Below are 22,851 nucleotides of genomic sequence, written 5' to 3'. Positions count from 1 at the left end.
CACGACGAAACCGCCCCGCAGACCGAGGTCTGCGGGGCGGTTCAGGGCGTGAAGCGAGGGCTACAGAGCGAGCCCGTCGCCGAATCGGAAGAGCGGATCAGCGGTGTCGAACGGCACATCGGGTCGCGAGGCGACGACCGCGGCCATCGACCTCGGCAGGTCGAACGGGAGCCTGCCCTGCGCGCTCGCGACGCCGCTCAGCACATCGAGCAGCGCCGCCCCTGAGACACCCCAGTTGACGGTGACGGCCGCCGCACCGGCCACGATCGGTTCGAGAATGGGCGGTCGATCGGCGAGCACATCGACCACGGTCGGCACGGCTCCGGCGATGGCGGCGACATGCGCGAGCACCTCGTCGGAGAACTCGAGCGACCCCGCATGGAAGAAGTTCTCGAAGGTCGTGTCGCGCTGCTCGAACGGCGCCTGGAGACGGAGGATCGCCAGGTCGGCCTCGTCGACGGTCGCCACGACGTCGCCGTACGCGGCTGCGACGGATGGTTCGATCCCCTCGACGTAGAGCTTGATCCCGGGGGCGAAGGGCAGCGAGCCATCGTTCGTCAGCACGGTCACGGAGGCGCGCTGGGCCGCCTCTCCCGCGGCGCGGAACTCCGCGCTGCCGACGATCTCGTCCGCCGCGTCCTCGTCGACGAACGGGTTCTCGAAGAGCCCGAGCTCGAACTTCTCCCGCAGGATCCGTCGCGCGGAGAGGTCGAGCCTCTCCTCCGAGACCGAGCCCTCGGCGACCAGCCCGAGCAGCAGTTCGGGGCAGTCCTCGCCACCGAACTGATCGACACCCGCATCGAGCACCTTGAGCATCCGCTCTCGCGGCGTCAGATGCTCCACGCCCCAGGCGCGGGCAGGGAACGGCTGGCCGAAGATCTCCGCATCGTTGATCAGCCCCCAATCGGTGCACACCAGGCCGTCGAACCCGAATCGCTCGCGCAGCAGCCCGGTGATCACCGACCTGTTGAAGCCGAACCCGACCTCCTCGTACTCGGTGCCGACGGGCATGCCGTAGTACGGCATCATCTGACGCGTGCCGGCGGCCAGTGCATCCTCGAAGGGCTTGAGGTGCAGGTCGAACGCACCCCCGGGATACACCTGCTCCCGCCCGTACGGGAAGTGCGGGTCCTCGCCGTCGAGCTGCGGCCCGCCGCCGGGGAAGTGCTTGGTCATGGTCGAGACCGATCCGGGACCGAACGAATCGCCGTGGAACCCGCGGATATATGCCGCTCCCAGAATGCCCGTCAATTCGGGGTCCTCTCCGAACGTCGCCGTCTGCCGCGCCCACCTCGGTTCGGTGGCGAGGTCGACCTGCGGGTGAAGGGCGACGCGCAGGCCGACAGCCGTATATTCCTGACGAGCGATATCTGCGAACCGTTCGACCAGCTCGGGGTCACGGGTGGCTGCGAGACCCAGGGTCTCCGGCCATTGCGAGAACGGTCCGGCGAGGATCGACGCCCCGGGATTCTCGCTGAACGAATGCCGCGGGTCGGTCGACAGCGTGACCGGGATGCCGAGCCGGGTCGAGGCCGCCAGCCGCTGCAGCTCGTTCTGCCAGGCGGCTATCTCTCGCCCGGTGGGCGCCGCCCCCAGCAGGTTGAAGTGCGTCATGTTCTTGAGGTCGATGAACTCGCGGGCGCTCGGTGTGCCGAAGATCGGGTTCGCCTCATCGAGGTCTCCGATCGCGATCATCGTGTGGAAGAACAGTCCGGCCTTCTCCTCGACGGTCATCTCGTCGAGGAGGAGCTGCACTCTCTCATCGACCGGCAGGGCCGCGTCGAGCCACGGTCGGGCGGTGGTCACGTCGGTGTCGGTCATGGTCACTTGACTCCCTTGATGCGGTAGACGAGAACGGCGCCGGCGAGTGCGACGAGCGCTCCGAAGAGGTACCAGGTCGTGTAGCCGCCCAGCGGCGTCGCGGCGCCGAGAGCGATGATGCTCGGCGCGATGGCCGGGGCGATCGACTGGGGAAGGGCGTTGGCGATGTTGAGCACGCCGAGGTCCTTCGCCACGTCGTCGGGGTTGGGCAGCACTTCGGTCGCCAGCGCGAGATCGACCGACAGGAACGACCCGGCACCGAGTCCGATGATGGCCTGAGCGACGATGACGACGGCGATCGACGGAGCGATCGCGAGGATGACGAGGCCCACGACCATGATGACGCCGGCGATCGCGACGAACGGCCGGCGCTTGCCGATCTTGTCGGAGAGGAATCCGCCGAGCGGCGCGGAGATAGCCATCGCGGCCATGGAGGCGAGGTTGGCGATCAGGATCGTGCCGACTGCGCCCTGCTCGTCGAGCTGGAACTTGGTCACCAGGTAGAGCGGCAGGAAGGTGGCGATGCCCGCGTAGCCGAACATCACGAAGAACTTCGTGAGCCAGGTCCATCCGAAGTCGGGGTGCTTGCGGGGGTTGAACACGAACGAGCCGAAGAACGTGCCGACCGTGAAGCGCGTGGCGGGCTTCTCGGTGAGACGACGGTCCTTGAGGGTGAGCACGAACACGATGACGAGGATCAGCGCGATGGCGCCGGGGACGAAGAAGCGCTCGAAGTCGCCGGGGAGGAAGTTGACGATGAAGCTGCCGGCGAGGATGCCGATGGGGGTCGTGATGCCGATGATGCCCGACACCTTGCCACGGCTCGAGACCGGCACCTGATCGGGCAGGGTCGCGTTGGCCGCCGCGAGCACGGCGTTCATGGATGCCTGCACGAGGCACCACGCGAGGAGAACGACGAGCACCGAGGTCGCGGCGCCGATGATCGCGAAGCCGCCGAGGCCGACGATCGCACCGCCGAGGATCCAGGGGCGACGCATGCCCCACCGCGAGGTCGTGCGGTCGGAGAGGCGACCGACGAGGGGATTCGCGACGAGAGCGAAGGCCGCGCCGACACCCATCACCAGTCCGAGGCTCGCCTCGGTGTTGGTGGGGTCGAGCCGCTGGATCTTGAAGGCCATCGACACCATCACCGGGGTGAGCAGGGCGAGGTAGACGCCGAAGTTCACGGCGGCGAGTCCGGGGGTGTAGCCACGGGGCGTCTTCAGCGGGGTGGTGCCGGGAACTTTGAAACCGGTCGTTCCTACGGCGGCCGCGGTGGCGGCCGATGACAGCTCTGTCACGGGTGGATCCTTTCGGGCAAGGTGCGCCGGTCATCTGCGACACGACGTGAGGATGACAATACCGGAATATCGACCGATTGGTAAGTGAATGTCTACCGATTGGTAATGAGAGAGAATGAGAGGGAAGGGTGGACGGGATGACGACAGCAGCCACGACGGGCTCGCGCCAGGCGCGCGCCGCGGCCACGCGTCAGCGGATCGTGGACGCGGCCCGAGAGCTCTTCGTCTCGAACGGATACCGTTCGACGTCCCTGCGCGACATCGCCGCCGCGGCATCCGTGAGCCATCCGGGGCTGCTCGGACACTTCGCGTCGAAGGACGACCTGCTCGCCGAGGTCGTCGCCGGTTTCGAGGACGACAACGAACGGGCATTCGACCTGCTCGCTGCGGCATCCGATTCCGGTGAACTGATCTTCGCGGACGTGGCTCGACGCAACGCGCGCACCCCCGGCTACCTCGAACTCTTCGCCGCACTCACCGGGGAAGCATCCGCCTCCGGACACCCGGCGCACGAGCGGATGCGCCAGCGGTATGCACGCCTGCACCGCCTCAGCACGGATGTCCTCGAAGATGCGGCGCTGCATGGGACGATCGGCGCCGACCGCGACGTCGCGGACGAGTCCGTGCGTCACAGCGCGGGCTGGGACGGGCTGCAGCTGATCTCTCAGTACCTGCCTGACCGGGTCGACGTCGTGCAGATGCTCGAGGAGCGCGAAGCCCTGTGGGCACTGCCCTACGGGTGGCGGGATGCCGACAGCCCCGACCCTTCTCCGACCGCTGCCGGTCCCCTGCCGCCGGTGTTCGGAGAGCCCGCCGTCGACGACTCCCCGGGATACGAGGTGGGACGGCGCCGCCGCGCGCAGATCCTCGCCGACGCCTCACGCCTGTTCTCCCAGGACGGCTACGGGGACACCAGTCTTCGGGACATCGCCCAGGCTGTCGGCGTCTCGAAGTCCACTCTGCTCCACCACTACCCGTCGAAGGAACTGCTGCTCAGCGCGGTGCTCTCCGAGCGCGACAGCGCGATCCGTGTGCGCAGCGAGTCCACCCATGCCGAGCGAGCCGCCGACGCGCTGCGCGCGATCCCGCTCGGAGCACGGGTGAGCGCACTCGACGAGCCCGGCCTCATCGAGGTCTACGCGGTGCTCTCCTGCGAAGCGGTGCCGGCCATGCACCCTGCGCACGACTACTTCGCCACGCGGTTCTCCCAGGCGATCGACTACTTCACCGAGCTGTTCCGTCTCGCCCGCATCGACGGCGATCTGCCCGAGCACCGCGACCCCGAGCACGAGGCGATCTGGCTGATCGCCCTGTGGGACGGCCTGCAGTACCAGTGGCTCTACGACCGCGGGGCCGTCGACGTCGGCGCCCACCTGCGCGCGCATCTCGAAGACGTGCTGCCGAGCTGAACGGCGCCCTGCGTCAACCGGCCGCGATGACGGTGAGCACTCCCTCGCCGTAGGCATCCCGCTTCTTGGCGCCGATCCCCGTGATCCCGTCGAGGTCGGCCAGCGAAGCCGGACGATGCTCGGCGAGCGCACGCAGCGTCGCATCGCCGAAGACGATGTACGCCGGAACGCCCTGCTCGCGCGCCGTCTCGGCGCGCCACGCCCGCAGCGCCTCGAAGAGCGGGCGGTCGGACTGATCGAGCGCGTCCGCCGCACTCGCCTTGCGTGCCCGCGGCGACGAAGCGGGGCGTCCGATCGTGTCCTTGCGCAACGGCACCGGGGTCTCGCCCTTCAGCACGCCGGCCGACTGCTCGCCCGGAGCGAGCGTGCCGTAGTCGCCCTGCGCCACGATGATCCCCCGTGCGAGCAGCTGGCGGACGACGCTGCGCCAGTCCTGGTCGGAGAGGTCGGCGCCGATTCCATAGGTCGCGAGCTTCTCGTGCCCCTGCTGACGGATGCGCTCGGTCGAGGCTCCGCGGAGGATGTCGATCAGATGCCCGGCTCCGAAGGCCTGATTGCGCTCGCGCTTGAGCCGCACGATCGTCGAGAGCAGCTTCTGTGCCGGGATCAGGCCGTCGAAGGTCTCGGTCTCGTCGAGGCACGTGTCGCAGTTGCCGCACGGCTGCGAGTCCTGCCCGAAGTAGCCGAGAAGGTTCTGGCGGCGGCACTCGACCGTCTCGCACAGCGCGAGCATCGCGTCGAGGTGCTGCCCCAGGCGCATCTTGAACGTGCGATCGCCCGGGCTCTGGTCGATCATGCGGCGCTGCTGCACCACGTCGCCCAGGCCGTACGCCATCCAGGCGATCGACGGCTCGCCGTCACGGCCCGCGCGACCGGTCTCCTGGTAGTAGCCCTCGACGGACTTCGGCAGGTCGATGTGAGCGACGAAGCGCACATCGGGCTTGTCGATTCCCATGCCGAAGGCGATCGTCGCGACCATCACGACGCCGTCCTCGCGCAGGAACCGGGACTGGTTCTTCGCGCGCACCTCGGCCGGAAGACCGGCGTGATACGGCAGCGCGTCGAAGCCCTGAGCGGCGAGATAGGTCGCGGTCTGCTCGACGGACTTCCGGCTCAGCGCGTAGACGATGCCGACTGAGCCCTCCGGCTGCGCGCGGATGAACGAGACGAGCTGCTTGCGCGGATCGACCTTGGGCACGATCCGATACTGGATGTTGGGCCGGTCGAAGCTGGCCACGTAGTGCTGGGCGGCGTCGAGACGCAGTCGCTCGGTGAGCTCCTTGTGCGTCGCCCGGGTGGCGGTGGCCGTGAGCGCCATGCGCGGTACACCGGGGAACCGCTCGCCCAGATCGCCGAGTGCGAGGTAGTCGGGGCGGAAGTCATGACCCCACTGCGACACGCAGTGCGCCTCGTCGATCGCGATGACGCTGAGCGTGCCGCGCTGCAGCAGGGCGGTCGTCTGCGGCGAGGACAGCCGCTCGGGGGCGACGTAGATGAGGTCGAGTTCGCCGGCGACGTACGCCCGTTCGACCTCGCGCCGCTCTTCGATCGCCTGGGTCGAGTTGAGATAGGCGGCGTTGACGCCGTTGGCCCGGAGCGCGTCGACCTGGTCGTGCATGAGGGCGATGAGCGGGCTGATCACGAGGCCGGTGCCCTCGCGCACGAGTGCGGGCACCTGATAGGTGACGCTCTTGCCGCCGCCGGTGGGCATGAGCACGACAGCGTCACCGCCCGAGATGACCTGATCGACGATCGCGGCCTGATCGCCGCGGAACTCGTCGTAGCCGAAGACCGTGTGCAGCGCCTCGGCCGCAGTCGCGTATCGGCTGGGGGCCGCCTGTCGCGCGGCCGTCGCCGTCACCCCGGGAGCAGACGGGCGTGCGGATGAGCGCGCGGACGCCGATCCGACCGGTGTCACGGGGCCCTGGCCCCAGTCGAGCGGCGGCTCGTACCCGGCGCCCTGCGGCTCCCAGTCCATCGGCTCGGGCGGCTCGGAGGGCTCCCACCCTGCGCCGTCCCACGGCTCGTCGGCGTAGGGCAGATCCTCGTACGGGTCACGGGGAGTCTGCGGCATCCCTCCAGCGTAACGACCCCCGCCGACGTCGGCCGCGCCTGTGGACGCTCAGCGGGCGTAGGTTTGTCGCAGACGCCCGAAGGAGCCCCGATGACCGACATCACCGTCACCCGCAACGACGACGCCTCCCGCTACGAGATCCACTCGGATGAGACGCTCGCCGGCTTCGCCGAGTTCGAGCTGCGTCCGAGCGCGATCCGCTTCATCCACACCGAGATCGACCCCGCGTTCCAGGGTCAGGGACTCGCGGGGATCCTCGCTGAGCGCGCCCTGACGGATGCCGCGGCATCCGGCGACGCGATCGTGCCGCTCTGCCCGTACATCGCGAAGTACCTGACGACGCATGAGATCCCGGGCGCCGAGATCCGCTGGCCGAAGCGGCCCGGCGCTGCTCCGACGGAGGCGTGATGATCGGCGAACGACGCATCGTGCTCGAGCCACGCGAGGTGCCGCTCGGCGGGGTGCGCGGGATGAACGTGCTGCGCGTGCTGCCGCATCGCAACCTCCCGACCATCGGTGCGTGGTGCTTCCTCGACCGGTTCGGCCCCGCCGACACCAGGATGCGGGTCGAACCGCATCCGCACATCGGCCTGCAGACCGTGACCTGGCCGCTGGTCGGAGAGATCCGTCACCGGGACTCGGTCGGCAGCGACGCCGACCTCCGCAGGGGCCAGCTGAACCTCATGACCGCCGGCAACGGCATCTCGCATTCGGAGTACTCGATCGGTGATGATCCGATCCCCCTCGACGCCCTGCAGTTCTGGGTGGTGCTGCCCGAGAGCGCACGGCACGGCGCTGCCGGTTTCGAACGGCACACCGAGCTGCCACAGCTGCCGCTCCCTGCCGACGAGGGTCAGGACGCCACCGCCACGGTCGTCCTCGGCGAGTTCGCCGGCACCTCATCGCCCGCCACCGTGCACACCCCGATCGTCGGCGCGGAGATCCGGATCCCCGCGGGCGCTCGCCTGCACCTGCCCTTGCGTTCGGGATGGGAGCACGGCCTCATGCTCGTCGAGGGTGATGCCGTCGTCGCCACGCACGGGATGTCGTCGAACGACATGCTGTACCTCGGTGACTCGAGGGACTCGGTCGAGGTGTCCAGCACACAGGGAGCGCTGCTGTTCCTCATCGGCGGCGAGCCCTTCGAGGACGAGATCGTCATGTGGTGGAACTTCGCCGGACGCACGCACGAGGAGATCGTCGAGGCTCGCACCGAATGGGAGGCGGCCTCCGCGCGGTTCGGTGTCGTCGAAGGGCACGACGTCCGCATCCCCGCTCCGCCTCTTCCCGACGTGCGGCTGATGCCGCGCGGCCGCAAGATCTGACGGCTCTGACTGCGACACCGCGCCCCGCGCGCGACGCGACGCGGCCTCGACGATGCGGCGACCGCACGCGACGGCGCCCCGCGCTCCGAAGAGCACGGGGCGCCGGCGCTGATCGCTACTGCGTGTCGACCGTCACGATCGTGCGCACGGCGGACTCGCCGTACTGCACGAGGCCGAGGTACCGGGTGCCGGCGGTGAGGCCGGTCCAGCTCAGCTCGTAGCTCGTCGCCTGGCCGCGGACGGCCTCGATCGGGTTCGGGGTCGCGGTGAACGCCCCTTCGCCCTCGGGCTGCACGTTGGCGTAGGTCATGTCCCACGTCATCGGGGCCGAGGTCGAGTAGACGTTCGCGACCACCAGGTAGGTGCCCGCCGTCGGAGCCGGGAGTGTGACCTGCTCATCCGCCGAACCGGTCGCCGACTGCCAGCGCTCGTAGTAGCGCAGGTCGTCGGCGCTCACGACCCGGTAGACGGTCAGGTCGAGGTCGCTGCCCGCGTCATCCGACGAGTCGAGATCGAAGCGCGAGAGCGTCGTGCCCGCCGGCACGTCGACGATCCACGACACGTCCTTGTTCTCGTCGCCCGACGCCTCATCGCCCGAGTGTCCGACGACACGGCCGTCGGGGTCCTCCAGCAGGCTGAACGGCGTGAGTCCCGAGAGCCCGAGCGCCAGAGCACCGTCGACGCCGGGGGTGATCTCGACCGTGGTCGCCCCCTCGACTCCGGTGCCCTCGACCTCGGCCGGCGCGTCGGCCGTCACGGGGAAGACCGCGATCGGCGAGCGCACCGAGTTGCTCTTGCTCGTCCAGGTGAGCGACCCGGTCGCCCACTGCTCGACGGGAGCACTCTGGTTGTCGAACGTGACCGTGTAGGTCGCGGTCTGGCCGGGCTTGGTGAACTTCAGCGTCGAGGGCTCGACGGTCACGTCGACGCCGGGCAGATCGACGGATGCCGTGAACGTGCCCTTCTCGGTCGCCGTGACCGTGCGGGTGACGCTCTGCGCGCTCGCGAGCGATCCGATCGAGAACGATGCGATGTTCAGGTCGCTGCCGTCGATCGGCTCGACGCCGTCGAACTCCGCCAGACCCTTGCCCTCGAGGAACGCGGCCCAGTCGGGCACGTCGTTCAGGTAGAGCAGGCCCGGGTTGAAGTAGCGCTTCGGGTCGACCTGGCCCGCACCCTGCTGGAACGGGTCCTTGTTGGCCGAGCCGTCGGGGTTCACCGTGTCGTAGGCGGTCGTCATCATGGCCGACTTGACCTCAGCCGGCTTCGCGTTGGGACGCTCGCCGAGATACAGCGCCGCGAGACCGGCGATGTGCGGTGACGCCATCGACGTGCCCGACAGGATGCCGAAGGTCGGCGCCTCTCCGGGCCCGTTCTGCGTGGCCGCGAGGATCGCGACGCCGGGGGCTGCGATGTCGGGCTTCATGATGTCGCTGCCGTCGGCGAGCATCGGGCCACGGCTCGAGAAGCCGGCGATCTGGGGCACCGGGGTCACGACACCGGTCGTGTTCTCGCCGACGAGCGTGATCGGGCGATCGGCGCCGCCCTGCACATAGGCGAGCACGGCTGCGCGATGCACGGACGAGAGGTGCACGGTGGGCACCGCGTGGAAGTCGTTGTCGAGCGAGTCCGCACCACCGGGCACGTTCACGAGCACGACGCCCATGCCGCCGGCATCCTTCACGACCTGCGACTTCTCGGCGCGGGCGTTGCCCCCGCGGTCGCAGACCACGATGTGACCCGTGACCTTCGCCGCATCCAGCGTGCCCGGAAGGCACAGCGCGGCATCGGCGGCAGCCTGTCCGGCAGCCGGCGCGTCACCCGCGTAGATCGACGGCCCGGTGACAGTCGTGCCGAACGGCACGCTCACCGATGCGCCGGCCTGGGCGAAGCCGTCGAACTGCACGGTGCCCTCCCACGTCGGGATCGTCGATGCCGCGACCGTGGTGTACCAGGGGGAGGCGTGGTCGGCGGTGACGGAGTCGGGACCGTCGTTGCCGGCGCTCGTGGCGACGAAGACGCCGGCTGCCGCCGCGTTGAAGAACGCGATGTCCTCGGGGGCGAGCACGGTGGATGCCGCTCCGCCGCCGATCGAGTAGTTGATCACGTCGACGCCGTCGGCGACCGCCTGGTCGATGGCGGCGATCAGGTCGCTGCCCGCGCAGATGTCGTCGGTGGTGACGGCCTCATCGGGCCCGACGTAGCAGGCCTTGTAGGCGGCGACCTTGGCTCCGGGGGCGACCCCCGAGATCTTGCCGAAGTCGACGTCCTCGATCGAGGCCTTCACGCCGAAGTTGCCGGCCGCCGTGCTCGCGGTGTGCGAACCGTGGCCGTCGCCGTCGCGCGGCGAGAGGTAGTCGTACTGGAAGTCGAATCCGGCCGCCTCGGCACCGGTGTAGAAGTACTGGGCTCCGATGAGCTTCGACGAGTAGTCGCCCTTGTCCCACTCCTGAGCCTCGACCATCGTGCTCTGGAACTGGCCGCCGTCGGACTTGTCGAAGTAGACGAAGGTGCCGTCGGTGTACGGCTGACCGCCCTTGTGGCGCTTGTCGTTCTTCGGCTGCTTCTTGAGCTTCTTGCCCTCGAAGGAGGGGTGCTCGGGAGCGATGCCCGTGTCGATGACACCCACGACCACGCCCTCGCCGGCCTTGTCGACGCCGCCGGTCTGCTGCCAGACGCCGCCACGCCCCTTCTTGTCATCGCCGAGGCCGAGGAAGTCCGTCGACGTCTGCGCGTCGGGGTGACGGATGAAGTCGGGGTAGACGTCGTACACGTCCTTCGACGCCCGCAGCTTGTCGACCTGCGCGCCCGTGAGCTCGGCACTGAAGCCGTTGAGCACGACCTGGTAGCTGATCTCGGGAGTGACTCCCGCCTCCTGCGCGACCGTCTGCTGCTCGGCCTCGAGGTGCTGCACGTAGCGCTGCGAATCCTGCGACTGCGTCTCGAGCTGCTCGCCTTCGGCGGGCTTGGTGGCCTTGAGCCCGTTGACGTCGCCGGTGTAGCTCGCGAGCGGATCGGACTTCAGCACGACGATGTAGTGACCGGGCGTGCCGTCGACCGGAGTGGGGTTTGTCACCTCCTCCGTGCCTGCGTAGCCTGCGGTTGCCGTCGATGCGATGAACAGCGTTGCCAGGGTGGTGGCCGCTGCCATCCGGAGGGGTGTTCGACCCATGTGCTTCTCCCGATGATCACGGTGCGACTGCGGTGCCGCACCGCCGTTCAAGCTACGCCCGGCTTCCGTCCACACACCAGGGTCGGGGATTATTCCTGGACGAACGGCCAGCCGTGTCGACAATGGTCGACAGTAGGCTGGAGGGGTGGCCCCCTCCCCCGTTCTGACGACCCGCGTGCTGCTGGTCTGCGCCGCGATCGGCGTCGCCACGGGCATCCTCGGGGGGATCGCCGGGCTCATCACGCCGATCGTCATCGTGGGCGCTCCGTATCTCTACGGACTCGTGCTCGGCTCGCACGTGCTGCCGGGGATCATCGCTCAGGAGGTGCTGCGCCGCCCCTTCGTGGCCCTCGTCACGCACGTGTTCGCCGCCCTCATCTCGAGCGCGTTCAATCCCGCCTGGACGCTGCGCTTCATCGGCACCGCTCTGCTGTTCGGGGCGATCCAGGAGGGCATCGCCGCGCTCACCCGCTACCGCTCCTGGGGCCCTTGGCGCTTCTTCATCTCCGCAGCGATCATCGGGGTCATCGTGGCCGTCGTGGTGTTCTTCGCCGTCGACCTCGCGACCTTCCCGCTGTGGGCGGAGATCTCCTACCTCGTGATCGCGGTGCTCGGTCCGATCGCGTGGACCGCAGCAGGACTCGCGATCGGATCGTCTCTCAGCCGCGCAGGCGTCGCTCGGCGCTGATCACGGCGTCCGACCCTTCCGAGCCGTCCGGCCTGTGCAGATCAGGTAAGGCTCAGCTAAGTTAGAACGGTACCGATCCGCTGAAACCGGGGTTATGCCGTGCGCTCATCTGCGCCTCTCCTCCGCGTGCGTGACCTCTCGATCACCCACGCCGATGCTGTGCACCCCTCGCCGCGGGACGTCACCTTCGACATCGATGCCGGCGAGGTGGTGCTGCTGCTCGGCCCTTCGGGTTCGGGCAAGTCGACGCTCACGCTCGCGCTCAACGGGCTGATCCCGCACGCCGTGCCCGCGACCATGACGGGATCGGTCGAGGCCGGCGGAGTCAGCACGGCGGATGCCGACACCGCATCGCTGAGCACCCACGTCGCGATGGTCTTCCAGGACCCGGACGCCCAGATCGTCACCGGCACGGTCTACGACGAGGTCGCCTTCGGCCCCGAGAACCTGCTGCTGTCGCTCGACGAGGTGCGCACGAGAACCGAAGACGCACTGCGCCGTGTCGGCCTGTGGGAGCGGCGCGATGAGAACCCCGATCGCCTGTCCGGCGGCGGGCGTCAGCGTCTCGCGATCGCGTGCGCGCTGGCGATGGGGTCGCCCCTGATCGTGCTCGACGAACCGACCGCGAACCTCGATCCGCAGGGCATCGACGACGTCTACGCCGCACTGACCGACGTGATCGCAGCGGGCGACCGCGGCATCCTGCTCGTCGAGCACAATCTCGACGCCGCGATGGGGTTCCTGACCCGCACGATCGTGCTCGACCGCGCAGGGCGGGTCGTCTTCGACGGACCGCCGGCCCGGATCATCCGGGAGCACGCGGCGGAGCTCGTCGAGATGGGTGTCTGGCTGCCTGCGGCGACACTCGCGGCCCTGCGGATGCGGGATGCCGGAACACTGCATCTCGACGACCTTCCATTGACACCCGAGGAGCTTGCCGCGGCACTGGCGGCGGCATCCGCCACTCCTGACCCGTCCGGTGTGCAGGACCACGGCACGGATGCAGGACCGGATACCGCTGTCTCCTCCGGCATCCGTGCGTCGGTCCTGCAGACGCACGAAGGAATGACGGATGCGGCAGACCGTGCAGCCACTCCGATCGTCCGCGCCCGCGGGCTGACGGTTCGTCGTCACCGCACGGAGATCCTGCACGGCATCGACCTCGACATCGAGGCGGGAACCCTGACGGCGATCGTCGGGACCAACGGCGCCGGAAAGACCACCCTTCTGCAGGCGCTCGCCGGTGTCGTCCCGCCGCCCCGGCGGCAGGTCACGGTCGACGGCATGGACCCCGGGTCGGCCTCGCCGCGCGAGCTCTCGAGCCGCATCGGGTTCGTGTTCCAGAACCCGGAGCACCAGTTCATCGCGCACACCGTGTTCGACGAGCTCGCGCACGGACTTCGGCTGCGGCACACCCCGGATGCCGAGACGCGCGAGCGCGTCGACGCCATGCTGATGCGCTTCGGCCTCGAGGCGAAGGCCGATGTGCATCCGTTCCTGCTCTCGGGCGGCGAGAAGCGCCGCCTCTCGGTCGGCACGGCCCTGATCACCCGCCCGCGGGTGCTCGCCCTCGACGAACCGACCTTCGGCCAGGATCGTGCACGGGCGTCCGAGCTCCTCACTCTGCTGCACGACCTGCGTGACGAGGGGACGACGATCGTCATCGTGACCCATGACCTGCAGCTCGTCGCCGAGCACACGTCGCACACGGTGATCCTGAAAGACGGTCGCGTGCACGCCGCCGACCGCACCGACGCGCTCTTCGCCGACGAGACGCCGTTCGTCGAGGCAGGGCTCCGCCTTCCGGCGCTGCAGCGCGTGCTCGCCGCAGCGGGACGGGCGATCGCATGACCGCCCACGCCTTCGACCCGTATGCCGCGATGTCGGCATCGTCTCGGCGCCAGTTCCTGTATGCGCTCAATCCGCTGGCGAAGGTCGCGGGAGTCGCCCCGGCCATGGTGCTGCTGATCCTCGTGCGCGATCTCGCCACGCCCGCCGCCTTCCTGGCGCTGTCCCTCGCGGTGATCGTCCTCGGATCGCGGGTGACCTGGCGCATCGCCGCGGTGCTGTTCCTCGCACTCCCGATCGGCATGATCGCCATCGGGCTCGGGTTCTCGCTGTGGGTCGACGCCGAGATCGTGCGCGACACCGCTGCCGTGGTGCAGCTCGGCGACTGGACGCTGCGCGAGGGCGCCCTCGCGATCGGCTTCGCCACGGCTCTGCGGCTCGGCGCGATCGTCTCCCTCGCACTCATCGGCGGCCTGACCACGACCGGCCCCGACCTCGTGCGCGCCAGCGTGCAGCAGCTGCGGGTGCCCTACCGCATCGGCTACACGGCCCTGGCCGCGTTCCGCTTCGTGCCGCGCTTCGGGCACGAGCTCGCGGTGATCAGAGCCGCGCATCGCGTGCGAGGGCACCATGGGGGCAGCAGTCCCTTCGCGCGCATCGCTCGCGGCTGGGGATACATCGTTCCGCTGCTCGCGGGTGCGATCCGCCACGCCGAGCGCGTGGCCCTGGCCATGGACTCGCGGGCCTTCGGCGCGCACTCGACGCGCACCGAGAGGCACCTCGTGCCGTTCCGCATCCGAGACACCGTCTTCATCGTCGCCTCGATCGCCGCATCCGCCGCGATCTTCATGCTCTTCTTCCCCTGGCAGCTGCCCTGAAAGGCGCCCGCATGGCATACAGCAGACTGGTCAAGCCCGAGACCGCCGAACTCCTCCATCTCAGCGTGCTGCGCACCGAGCGCCTCTCCGAGCACTGGATGAGGGTCACGCTCGGAGGCGGTGAGATCGAGAAGTTCCGCCCGATGGGCTTCGACCAGTGGTTCCGCCTGTTCCTGCCGATCGGCGGCGACGCGGGGCTCGACCGCGTTCCCGCGAAGGCGAACAAGATGTTCGGATACCTCAGGTTCCTGCGGATCCCCGACGGCGAGCGCCCGGTCATGCGCAACTACAGCGTGCGCGCGTACCGGGGGGCCACCGCCGAGTCGGGCGCCGAGATCGACGTCGACTTCGTGCTGCACGGGTCTGCGGCCGACGGCACGGCCGGCCCCGCGTCACGCTGGGCGGAGACCTGCGAACCCGGCGAGCACGTGCTCATCATCGACGAGGGCCTCACGTTCAACCCGCAGCGCGGAACGGATCGCGTGGTGCTGGTCGGCGATGAGACGGCGCTCCCCGCGATCGCCTCGATCTGCGCGTCACTGCCTGCGGACGCGACGGGAACGGCGATCATCGAGGTGCCGTCCGAGGCCGACGCTCTGGAGTTCCCGCACCCCGCCGGCGTCGAGATCATCTGGCTCGCGCGGCCGCACGAGTTCGCCCCCGGGTCGTTCGCCCTCGCCCGGCTGCGCGAGCTGACGCTGCCGGCAGCGCCGTTCCACGCGTACGCCGCGGGCGAGCAGTCGCTGGCCTCGGGTGCACGCAAGCATCTCGTCGGCGAGCGCGGTGTCGACAAGAACGACGTGAGCTTCTGCGGCTACTGGAAGATCGGCGCGGCCTCGCCCACCTCGAAGGCGGCCCGCGAGGCTGCGGCGGAGCCCCTCGCATGAGCGGCGCGGATGCTGTGAACGGTGCGGGGTCGGAAACGCACCGCGAATCGGGCTCCGAGGTGCAGAATCGACCCCGCACCGGCGGCGGACGCTCGCGATTCCGCATCCCGACGGCGATCCTGCTGACGTGCGCGGCACTCGGAGTCGCCGGTGGCGCGCTCCTCGCCCCGGCGAACTGGATCTCGACGATCCTCTTCCCCGGCCTGCCCTTCGTGAGCGTGGCGCTGGCCGGCCTCTGGCTGCTCCCCTCGGTGATCGCCCTCCGCCTGCTGCGGCGCCCACTCGTCGGCCTGCTGGTGGGCCTGCTGGCCGGTCTCGTGATCGTGCCGTTCTCGGGCTACGGCTTCAGCAGCGTGGCCACCAACCTCTGGTGGGCGGCGTTCACCGAGCTGCCGTTCCTGTTCGTCCTCTGGCGCTACTGGGGAACCTGGCTGCACTACCTCGGGGCACTGATCGTCGGCATCGTCTACCCGATCCTCGCCTGGGCCTCGTTCGATCTCGGCAGCTTCGGGCTTCCCCTCCAGATCACCTTCTTCGCCGTGACCCTCGGCAGCTGCCTCGGCGCCACCGCACTCGGCATCCTCATCGCCGATCGGCTGCGCAAGGCCGGCGTCGGTGGCCGGCTGCCCCGCTGACCCGCGCTGGCTCCTGTCCGCCTGCGCGCCTGCAGGCCCGTTTCATGCGGTCAGCCGTGCCATCGACAGGAGAAGGGCCCCAGATGCCGGCATCCGGGGCCCTTCTCTGAGAGGTTCGTCAGCGCTTGCCGACGATCTGGCGGCCGACGAGGTCGCGCATGATCTCGTTCGTGCCGCCGTAGATGCGGTGCACGCGGGCGTCGGTGAAGGCGCGGGCGATCGGGTACTCCATGATGTAGCCGTAGCCGCCGTGCAGCTGCACACCCGTGTCGAGCACCTCCCACTCGCGCTCGGTCGCCCAGAACTTGACCTTCGCAGCGTCCTCGGCGGTGAGGGTGCTGTTCTTGTAGGCGAGCAGCGCACGGTCGATGTACGCCCACATCGCGTCGGTGGTCGCCGCCATGTCGGCGAGCCGGAAGCGGGTGTTCTGGAAGTCGGCGATGCGCTCGCCGAACGCCTCACGATCCTTCGTGTAGGCGACGGTCCAGTCGAGGGCGGCCTGGGCGGCAGCGGCCGCGGCCACGCCGATCGACAGCCGCTCGAGCGGCAGGTTCAGCATCAGCTGGATGAAGCCCTGCCCCTCCTTGCCGCTGATGAGGTTCTCGTCGGGGATGAACACGTCGGTGAAGCTGAGCTCGGCCGTGTCCCAGCCGTGGAAGCCCATCTTGCTGAGCTTCTTGCCCTGATCGAAGCCCTCCATGCCCTTCTCGACGAGCAGCAGGCTGAACGCGTCGGGACGGTTGCCCTCACCGGTCTTGACGAAGGTCACCACGACGTCGGCCGTCGAGCCCGACGAGATGAACGTCTTGGCGCCGTTGAGGATGTAGCCCCCGTCGACCTTCTTCGCGTTGGTCTTGATGCCGCGCAGGTCCGAGCCCGCGCCGGGGTCGGTCATGGCGAGCGCACCGAGCACCTCGCCCGTGGCCATGCGGGGCAGCCACTTCTCCTTCTGCTCCTGCGTGCCCATGTGCACGAGGTAGGGCACGGCGAGGTCGTCCTGGATGCCGAAGGCACCGGCGAGCGACCCTGCTCCGGAAGCGATGACCTCCTCCATGACGATGGTGCGGAAGCGGTAGTCCTGCAGCATGCCGGCACCGCCGAACTCCTCGGGGACGGACAGTCCGATCAGACCGGCCTCGCCTGCGGCCAGCATCGTCGCCCGGTCGATCTCACCCGCGGCATCCCACCGCTCGATGGCCTCGTTGTTCACGTGGCGCTTGACGAAGTCCTTGACGAGGTCGCGGAAGGCCTCGTGATCCTCTTCGTAGATGTCGCGTTCCATTGCGTCCTCCCGAACGTTCGTGCGTCATTGCTCCGGCGATTCTATGCCGGGTCGCCGACACCGCGACAGCTCGTTGTGAGAATGCATCCCACAATCCGTGAGACTCGGTACCGCGATTGTCGGATGCCGCAATGCGGTCGCACACGCGCCGCTGTCACTGCGCTCAGTGGGCGTAATCAGGGGCCGCGGGGAGCCCGAAGAACTCCTCCAGCGTGTGATACCCGCCGTGGTGATACGCCGCCGCGAGCTCGCGGCCGAGATATCGCAGGTGCCAGGGCTCGGGCTTGTATCCGGTGATGCCGGAGCCGACCTGCTCGTAGCGCACGATGAAGCCGTACTCCCAGGCGTGCGCCGCGATCCACTGCCCCTGCACCGTCGCGCCGAACGACTCGATGGCTCCGCACGACGAATCGCACGCCACGAGATCGAGCGCCAGCCCCGTCTGATGCTCGCTGTGACCGGCACGCGCCGACGAGGCGTCCGCTCCCGCCTGCCCGCTGTTGCGCACATGCGAGGCGTGGGTCACGACCTGCAGCTCATACGATCGGTAGCCGTTGTTCGCTCCGATGCGCCCCGCGCCCTCGGCGGCCGCCGCATCAGCCATCTCTCCGACCGCCGCGGCGACGTCCGTCCGCGCCTGACCGGAGCGGGTGGTCATCTGCAGCGGAAGGTCGGCGAGCGCCGACGGCGCGAAGGAGACCGGAGCGAGCGGACGCGCCTTGTTGACGACGACCCAGACGTGAGCCGGGTCGTCGAGCGCGATGCAGGGTGCGTTGCCCGCCACGACAGCGGAACGGAAGCTCTCGCCACCCCCGAAGCCGGCGATGATCGCCGCATCGTCGGCGACGGCTATCGCCTCGAGCACGCTCGGCTCCGAACACGGATCGGCAGCGGTGGTCGCACCGACCTCGACCGCCGGCACCTCCTGCACGACGGACGGCTGCGGCATCGCCAGCTCGTCGGTCGTCTCGGCCACCGGCGCACCGGCCAGCGACAGCAGGACGCCGATCGCCGTCGCCGCGAGACCGATGGGCAGTGCGGGTCCGCGGATCGGGGAGCGCGGCGCCGCATGCTGAGGCTGCGGCGGGAAGAACATGCTTCCATTGTCCCTCATGTCCATTCGAACAGAATTCACACGCTCGGTTGACGGAGTATCGTCTTTATGTTCGAATGGATGACATGCGGTGGCAAGGACAGAAACTCGGTGACGTCGACGCCGCTGCGCTACCCGGCCTCGAAGATCGCTCCAGCGTGCTCCGCACGGTGACCACGCCGGAGTTCGCAGGCATGACGTTCCATGAGGTGCTGTCGAAGTCGGCCCTCAACCATGTACCCGGCGCATCGCGCATGCCGTTCGCCTGGACCATCAACCCGTACCGCGGGTGCAGCCATGCCTGCGTCTACTGCTTCGCCCGAGGAACGCACGAGTATCTCGATCTCGACGGCGGATCGGACTTCGATTCGCAGATCGTCGTGAAGGTCAACGTCGTCGAGGTGCTGCAGAAGGAGCTGCGTCGCGGCAGCTGGGAGCACGAGACGGTCGCTCTGGGCACGAACACCGATCCGTATCAGCGCGCCGAGGGTCGGTACAAGCTGATGCCGGGGATCATCGATGCCCTCGCGACGTCGGGCACACCGATGTCGATCCTCACCAAAGGCACCCTGATCAGGCGCGACATCCCGCTGCTGGTGCGGGCGGCGCAGCGCGTTCCCGTCGACATCCAGATGTCCATCGCGATGTACGACGACGATCTGCAGAAGGCGATCGAACCCGGGACTCCGACGACCCAGGCACGGCTCGACACGGTACGCGCACTGCGGGATGCCGGCTTCCGCGTCACCGTCTTCCTGATGCCGATCATGCCCCACATGACCGACTCGGTCGAGGCGATCGACACCGCCCTGCGGCGCATCAAGGAGGCCGGAGCGAGCCGCGTGATCTACGGCGCCCTGCACCTGCGCGCCGGAGTGAAGCCCTGGTTCATGCAGTGGCTCGAGGGTTTCCGCCCCGACCTCGTGTCGTCGTATCGCGGGTTGTACCCCGGAGTCTCCGCCGAGGCGCCGAAGGGCTACCGCCAATGGCTCGCGAAGCGCGCACGGCCGCTGATCAGACTGCACGGACTCGATGGGCAGCACGAGGACGACTACCCCGTGCGCGGCATCCGGGCTTCTGCACCGCACGGGAGGCCGGCGCCCGCATTCACGCCAGCGCCCGCCCCCGCACAGCCGATGCTGTTCTGAACGCCGGTCCGGTGGAGCGTCGGAGGTCGGGAAGCCACCCCCGGGGCGCGTAGGCTCGAGCGTTATGGCTACCGGCTCCACGATGCACACGTTCGACGTCCAGTTGGCCGACATGGATCGCGGTGTCTACGACGACTACTCGCTGCGCGTGGCGCGGCATCCGTCCGAGACCGACGCCTACATGCTGACCCGCGTGCTCGCCTATGGACTCGAGTTCACCGAGGGCATCGCATTCGGCGGCGGCATCTCGCAGACCGATGAGCCCGCCGTGCTGGTGCGCGACCTCACCGGAAAGACGACGGCGTGGATCGAAGTCGGCGCGCCCGATGCAGAGCGCCTCCACTACGGCAGCCGCCTCGCCGAGCGCACCGTCGTCTATACGCACCGCGACCCCGCGAAGGTCATGGCGCCGTGGGCCGACAAGCGCATCCACCGCTCCGAGGACCTCCGGGTCTACAGCTTCGACCCCGGCTTCATCGACTCCGCGGCACCGCTCATCGCACGCCGCAACACGATGACGCTCACCGTGACCGAGCAGGTGCTCTACCTCGACCTCAACGGCACGACACTGACCACGGCCATCCACGAGCACCAGCTCGGCTGAGCCGCCGCTCGGAAGGAGATCACGCGCTCCGTAGGAGCGATCCGACGCGTCAGCCCTTCGGAGTGAGAGATCTCCTTCGCAGGACGCGCACCCGACCGCACCGCGCGTCCCTGTGCCGCAGATCGGCCGAGCAAACGACGAAGGCCCCGCCGCCGCGAATGCGGAAGCGAGGCCTTCGAACGTGACGGATCAGGCCGTGAGGTCGGCGGCGGTCGGCACGCGACCGGCGATCTCCTCGATCAGGTCGTCGTCGATGCGCGCGTTCTCGAATGGCGCGTCGATCTCCGCACGCTCCAGCAGCTCGGTCATGCGACGCTGGCGCTGACGCGTGATGAGCGTGACGACGCGTCCCGAGCGACCGGCGCGGCCGGTGCGGCCTGAACGGTGCAGGTACGTCTTGTACTCGTCAGGAGCGTCGGCCTGCACGACCAGGTCGATGTCGTCGACGTGGATTCCGCGGGCGGCGACGTCGGTGGCGACGAGCACGTTCACGCGACCCGACGTCAGGCGCTCCAGGTTGCGCGTGCGCTTGGCCTGGTTGAGGTCACCGTGCAGCGAGACCGCGGGGATGCCGGCGTCGTCGAACTGCTCGGCGAGCATGTCGGCGTAGGCGCGGGTGCGGGCGAAGACCAGGGTCTTGCCGTCGCGGTCGACGAGCGAGGTGAGGATCTCGGCCTTGTCGCGGTGCTCGATCACGAGCACACGGTGCTCGATGGTGCTCGAGTCCTGATCTTCACCGGCGACCTCGTAGACGGCCGGGTCGACGAGGAACTCGTCGACGAGTGCCGCGACCTCACGGTCGAGCGTGGCCGAGAAGAGGAGCTTCTGGCTGCCGTCGGCCGTGTGACGCAGGATGCGCTGCACGGGCTCGACGAATCCGAGCTCGCACATGTGGTCGGCCTCGTCGAGCACCGCGATGCGGCAGTCGGAGAGGTCGAGCTTGCCCTGGTTGATGAGGTCCTCGACACGACCGGGGGTGCCGATGACGATGTCGACGCCCTTCTTCAGCGCACCCACCTGACGGCCCTGCGGGACGCCACCGTAGATCTGCGTGGTGAACAGGCCGACGCTGCGGGCGATCGGCTGGATGGTCCGGTCGATCTGCAGTGCGAGCTCGCGCGTGGGAGCGAGGATGATCGCGCGCGGCGAGCGGCCGAACTCACGGCGCTTGCCCGCCTGCGACTGCAGCACGCGCTCGACGAGCGGTGCGCCGAAGGCGATGGTCTTGCCTGAGCCGGTGCGGCCACGGGCGAGGACGTCGCGCCCCTCGAGCACGGCCGGGATGCTGGCCGCCTGGATGGGGAACGGAGTCGCCGCACCCATGCCGACGAGGGTCTCGACGATGTTGGATCCGAGACCCAGGTCGCCGAAGGTCACACCGTCGACCTCGACCGCCGCGACGGACTTGGCCTCGAGGCGCTCGTGCACGACGTCGTCCGTCGGCTCGAACTTCTTGGCGGGTGCCGCGCTCGATGTGGCGTTCCAGTCGTTACGGCTGGGTCGCTCATTGCGCGACGGCCGCCCGCGGGTGTCCGACGTCAGCGGGCGGGGACGATCGGTGCGGTACGCGCCACCGGTCGAGGGACGCGAACGCTCGTCACGCCCACCCTCGATCGACCGCTGCGTGCGGTCGCGGTCGAAGGCACGGCGTGCGCGGTCGGCGTCGTAGGAACGCTCGGCGCCGCGGTCATCGCGACGCGGGCCCGCGCCACGGTCATCACGACGCGGGCGGTCGTCACGGTCGAAGCGGGGACGCTCGGATGCCGCGCGGTCGAAGCGCGGACGCTCGGTGCGGTCGCCCGAACGCGGCGAGCGGTCGTCGCGGTTGAAGCGCGGACGCTCGGATGCGCCGCGGTCGTCGCGCTGCGGGCGCTCGTCACGGGAGAAGCGCTGACCACCGCGATCGTCGCGGAAGCCGCCGGAGCGCTGGTCACGGCCCGGACGTCCGCCATCGCGGTGATCGTTGTCGCGGAAGCCCTGGCGCTGCGTGCCCGCACCGCGGTCGTCGCGGCGCGGACGCTCGTCGCGCTGGCCGCCGCGCTCATCGCGGTACGTACCGGGACCGGTCGGACGCTGACCGCCGCGGTCATCGCGACGCGGACGGTCGAAGCCCGTGGAGGAACGGTCGTTGTAGCGGGGGCGCTCGGCACGATCGTCGAAGCGCGGACGCTCGGAACCGCCGCGGTGCGGTGCCTCGCGGCGACCCGACTCCGCACGGTTGCGGATGCCACGGGCCTCATCGCGACCCGCGCGCTCCTGCGAGGACCAGCGCTGCTTGGGTGCGCCCTCTTCTGCGGGACGGTAGCCGCGGTGGCTGGCGCTGCGGCTGCCGGGACGACGGTCGAAGCCGGCCGCCGGGGTGCGCCGCTCGCCGGCATCCGCTCGTCCGCCCCGCACGTCGCGGGAATCGCGGGTGTCGCGAGCGCTGTCGCGCCCACCGGCGTGGCGGTCGTGGAACGAGGTCTTGTTCGCGCCGTAGCGCGGCTCGAAGTTGGCGGAGGGGCGTCCGCCGCGGGGCTTCTTGTTCTTGGGCATGGGTGTGTCCTTCTGAGTTCTCGCACGAGAACAGCGCCGCGCACACGCGCGAGCACCCAGCGCCGGATCGGATGCGATCGGACGGGGTTCCGGACTGTCAGCGGCCGGGGCCATTCATGTGATGGTTGATTAGCGTCGAGCGACGCTCACCATCGGCCCCTGGACTCACACTTCTTACACAAAAACGTCCGCGCCATGCGCGGGTGTCCGA

At 69.2% G+C, this 22,851-nt stretch carries 17 protein-coding genes; 10 read left to right on the top strand and 7 right to left on the bottom strand.

Going from position 1 to position 22,851, the window contains the following annotated elements; all coding sequences use genetic code 11:
• Positions 1-60 precede the first annotated feature (60 nt).
• Positions 61-1,821 carry a glycoside hydrolase family 3 protein gene (locus tag BMW26_RS02310; RefSeq protein ID WP_072590655.1) on the bottom strand — a complete coding sequence of 587 codons (1,761 nt, stop codon included), beginning with the start codon at positions 1,819-1,821 and terminating at the stop codon, positions 61-63.
• 2 nt (positions 1,822-1,823) lie between these two features.
• Entirely contained in the window at positions 1,824-3,122 is a 1,299-nt protein-coding gene (locus tag BMW26_RS02305; RefSeq protein WP_056276597.1) for an MFS transporter, read from the bottom strand.
• A 137-nt stretch (positions 3,123-3,259) separates the two neighbouring features.
• Between BMW26_RS02305 and BMW26_RS02300 the strand changes: the two genes are divergently transcribed.
• Entirely contained in the window at positions 3,260-4,531 is a 1,272-nt protein-coding gene (locus tag BMW26_RS02300) for a TetR/AcrR family transcriptional regulator (RefSeq protein WP_072590654.1), read from the top strand.
• A 13-nt stretch (positions 4,532-4,544) separates the two neighbouring features.
• Here BMW26_RS02300 and recQ read toward each other — a convergent pair whose 3' ends face one another.
• Complete coding sequence (gene recQ, locus BMW26_RS02295) at positions 4,545-6,605, bottom strand: DNA helicase RecQ (RefSeq protein WP_083569262.1); 2,061 nt, start codon at positions 6,603-6,605, stop codon at positions 4,545-4,547.
• Between the two features lie 90 nt (positions 6,606-6,695).
• Between recQ and BMW26_RS02290 the strand changes: the two genes are divergently transcribed.
• Both BMW26_RS02290 and BMW26_RS02285 read left to right on the top strand, forming a co-directional pair.
• Positions 6,696-7,013 carry a GNAT family N-acetyltransferase gene (locus BMW26_RS02290; RefSeq protein WP_056276588.1) on the top strand — a complete coding sequence of 106 codons (318 nt, stop codon included), beginning with the start codon at positions 6,696-6,698 and terminating at the stop codon, positions 7,011-7,013.
• A complete protein-coding gene (locus BMW26_RS02285) occupies positions 7,013-7,930 on the top strand; it encodes a pirin family protein (protein WP_072590653.1) in 918 nt (305 codons plus the stop codon). Before BMW26_RS02290 ends, BMW26_RS02285 begins: the two co-directional genes overlap by 1 nt.
• Positions 7,931-8,045: 115 nt before the next feature.
• Here the strand turns inward: BMW26_RS02285 and BMW26_RS02280 are convergent, their stop codons facing one another.
• Positions 8,046-11,102: a S8 family peptidase gene (locus BMW26_RS02280; RefSeq protein WP_198032369.1), complete on the bottom strand. Its 3,057-nt coding sequence runs from the start codon at positions 11,100-11,102 to the stop codon at positions 8,046-8,048.
• Positions 11,103-11,247: 145 nt separating this feature from the next.
• On the opposite strand from BMW26_RS02280, the gene BMW26_RS02275 reads away from it, so the two are divergent.
• The 5 genes from BMW26_RS02275 to BMW26_RS02255 all read left to right on the top strand — a co-directional run bounded on the left by BMW26_RS02275 (position 11,248) and on the right by BMW26_RS02255 (position 15,978).
• A complete protein-coding gene (locus BMW26_RS02275; protein WP_053098643.1) occupies positions 11,248-11,790 on the top strand; it encodes an ECF transporter S component in 543 nt (180 codons plus the stop codon).
• A 99-nt stretch (positions 11,791-11,889) separates the two neighbouring features.
• Positions 11,890-13,641, top strand: coding sequence for an ABC transporter ATP-binding protein (locus tag BMW26_RS02270; protein ID WP_056276576.1), 1,752 nt, complete (start codon positions 11,890-11,892; stop codon positions 13,639-13,641).
• Positions 13,638-14,456, top strand: a complete 819-nt coding sequence (locus BMW26_RS02265; protein ID WP_072590651.1) for an energy-coupling factor transporter transmembrane component T — start codon at positions 13,638-13,640, stop codon at positions 14,454-14,456. The genes BMW26_RS02270 and BMW26_RS02265 overlap by 4 nt, the downstream gene beginning before the upstream one ends.
• Positions 14,457-14,467: 11 nt before the next feature.
• Positions 14,468-15,343: a siderophore-interacting protein gene (locus BMW26_RS02260; protein WP_072590650.1), complete on the top strand. Its 876-nt coding sequence runs from the start codon at positions 14,468-14,470 to the stop codon at positions 15,341-15,343.
• Entirely contained in the window at positions 15,340-15,978 is a 639-nt protein-coding gene (locus BMW26_RS02255; RefSeq protein WP_083569260.1) for an ECF transporter S component, read from the top strand. Before BMW26_RS02260 ends, BMW26_RS02255 begins: the two co-directional genes overlap by 4 nt.
• Positions 15,979-16,096: 118 nt before the next feature.
• Here the strand turns inward: BMW26_RS02255 and BMW26_RS02250 are convergent, their stop codons facing one another.
• Together BMW26_RS02250 and BMW26_RS02245 are read right to left on the bottom strand one after the other, a co-directional pair.
• Complete coding sequence (locus BMW26_RS02250; protein ID WP_053098639.1) at positions 16,097-17,260, bottom strand: acyl-CoA dehydrogenase family protein; 1,164 nt, start codon at positions 17,258-17,260, stop codon at positions 16,097-16,099.
• A gap of 163 nt (positions 17,261-17,423) precedes the next feature.
• Positions 17,424-18,356: a M15 family metallopeptidase gene (locus BMW26_RS02245; RefSeq protein ID WP_072590649.1), complete on the bottom strand. Its 933-nt coding sequence runs from the start codon at positions 18,354-18,356 to the stop codon at positions 17,424-17,426.
• Between the two features lie 83 nt (positions 18,357-18,439).
• Here BMW26_RS02245 and BMW26_RS02240 point away from each other — a divergent pair, with 83 nt between their 5' ends.
• Together BMW26_RS02240 and BMW26_RS02235 are read left to right on the top strand one after the other, a co-directional pair.
• Positions 18,440-19,501 (top strand): Rv2578c family radical SAM protein, encoded by a 1,062-nt coding sequence (locus tag BMW26_RS02240; RefSeq protein ID WP_072592194.1) that lies wholly within the window; start codon positions 18,440-18,442, stop codon positions 19,499-19,501.
• 64 nt (positions 19,502-19,565) lie between these two features.
• On the top strand, positions 19,566-20,105 hold the full coding sequence (locus tag BMW26_RS02235; RefSeq protein WP_053098637.1) for a YaeQ family protein: 540 nt from the start codon (positions 19,566-19,568) through the stop codon (positions 20,103-20,105).
• A gap of 189 nt (positions 20,106-20,294) precedes the next feature.
• Here BMW26_RS02235 and BMW26_RS02230 read toward each other — a convergent pair whose 3' ends face one another.
• Entirely contained in the window at positions 20,295-22,640 is a 2,346-nt protein-coding gene (locus tag BMW26_RS02230) for a DEAD/DEAH box helicase (protein WP_053098636.1), read from the bottom strand.
• Positions 22,641-22,851 lie beyond the last annotated feature (211 nt).

The sequence above is a fragment of the Microbacterium sp. 1.5R genome, assembly GCF_001889265.1.
Classification (GTDB): domain Bacteria; phylum Actinomycetota; class Actinomycetes; order Actinomycetales; family Microbacteriaceae; genus Microbacterium.
Note: the sequence above shows the minus strand (reverse complement) of the source record. Positions and strands in the feature narration are given on the sequence as shown.

Bases quoted from the DNA above. Each gene is read 5' to 3' on its own strand.
- BMW26_RS02250 (WP_053098639.1), bottom strand. From the start codon at position 17,260: ATGGAACGCGACATCTACGAAGAGGATCACGAGGCCTTCCGCGACCTC.
- BMW26_RS02280 (WP_198032369.1), bottom strand. From the start codon at position 11,102: ATGGGTCGAACACCCCTCCGGATGGCAGCGGCCACCACCCTGGCAACG.
- BMW26_RS02260 (WP_072590650.1), top strand. From the start codon at position 14,468: ATGGCATACAGCAGACTGGTCAAGCCCGAGACCGCCGAACTCCTCCAT.
- recQ (WP_083569262.1), bottom strand. From the start codon at position 6,605: ATGCCGCAGACTCCCCGTGACCCGTACGAGGATCTGCCCTACGCCGAC.
- BMW26_RS02235 (WP_053098637.1), top strand. From the start codon at position 19,566: ATGGCTACCGGCTCCACGATGCACACGTTCGACGTCCAGTTGGCCGAC.
- BMW26_RS02290 (WP_056276588.1), top strand. From the start codon at position 6,696: ATGACCGACATCACCGTCACCCGCAACGACGACGCCTCCCGCTACGAG.
- BMW26_RS02265 (WP_072590651.1), top strand. From the start codon at position 13,638: ATGACCGCCCACGCCTTCGACCCGTATGCCGCGATGTCGGCATCGTCT.
- BMW26_RS02300 (WP_072590654.1), top strand. From the start codon at position 3,260: ATGACGACAGCAGCCACGACGGGCTCGCGCCAGGCGCGCGCCGCGGCC.
- BMW26_RS02240 (WP_072592194.1), top strand. From the start codon at position 18,440: ATGCGGTGGCAAGGACAGAAACTCGGTGACGTCGACGCCGCTGCGCTA.
- BMW26_RS02230 (WP_053098636.1), bottom strand. From the start codon at position 22,640: ATGCCCAAGAACAAGAAGCCCCGCGGCGGACGCCCCTCCGCCAACTTC.
- BMW26_RS02285 (WP_072590653.1), top strand. From the start codon at position 7,013: ATGATCGGCGAACGACGCATCGTGCTCGAGCCACGCGAGGTGCCGCTC.
- BMW26_RS02255 (WP_083569260.1), top strand. From the start codon at position 15,340: ATGAGCGGCGCGGATGCTGTGAACGGTGCGGGGTCGGAAACGCACCGC.
- BMW26_RS02310 (WP_072590655.1), bottom strand. From the start codon at position 1,821: ATGACCGACACCGACGTGACCACCGCCCGACCGTGGCTCGACGCGGCC.
- BMW26_RS02245 (WP_072590649.1), bottom strand. From the start codon at position 18,356: ATGTTCTTCCCGCCGCAGCCTCAGCATGCGGCGCCGCGCTCCCCGATC.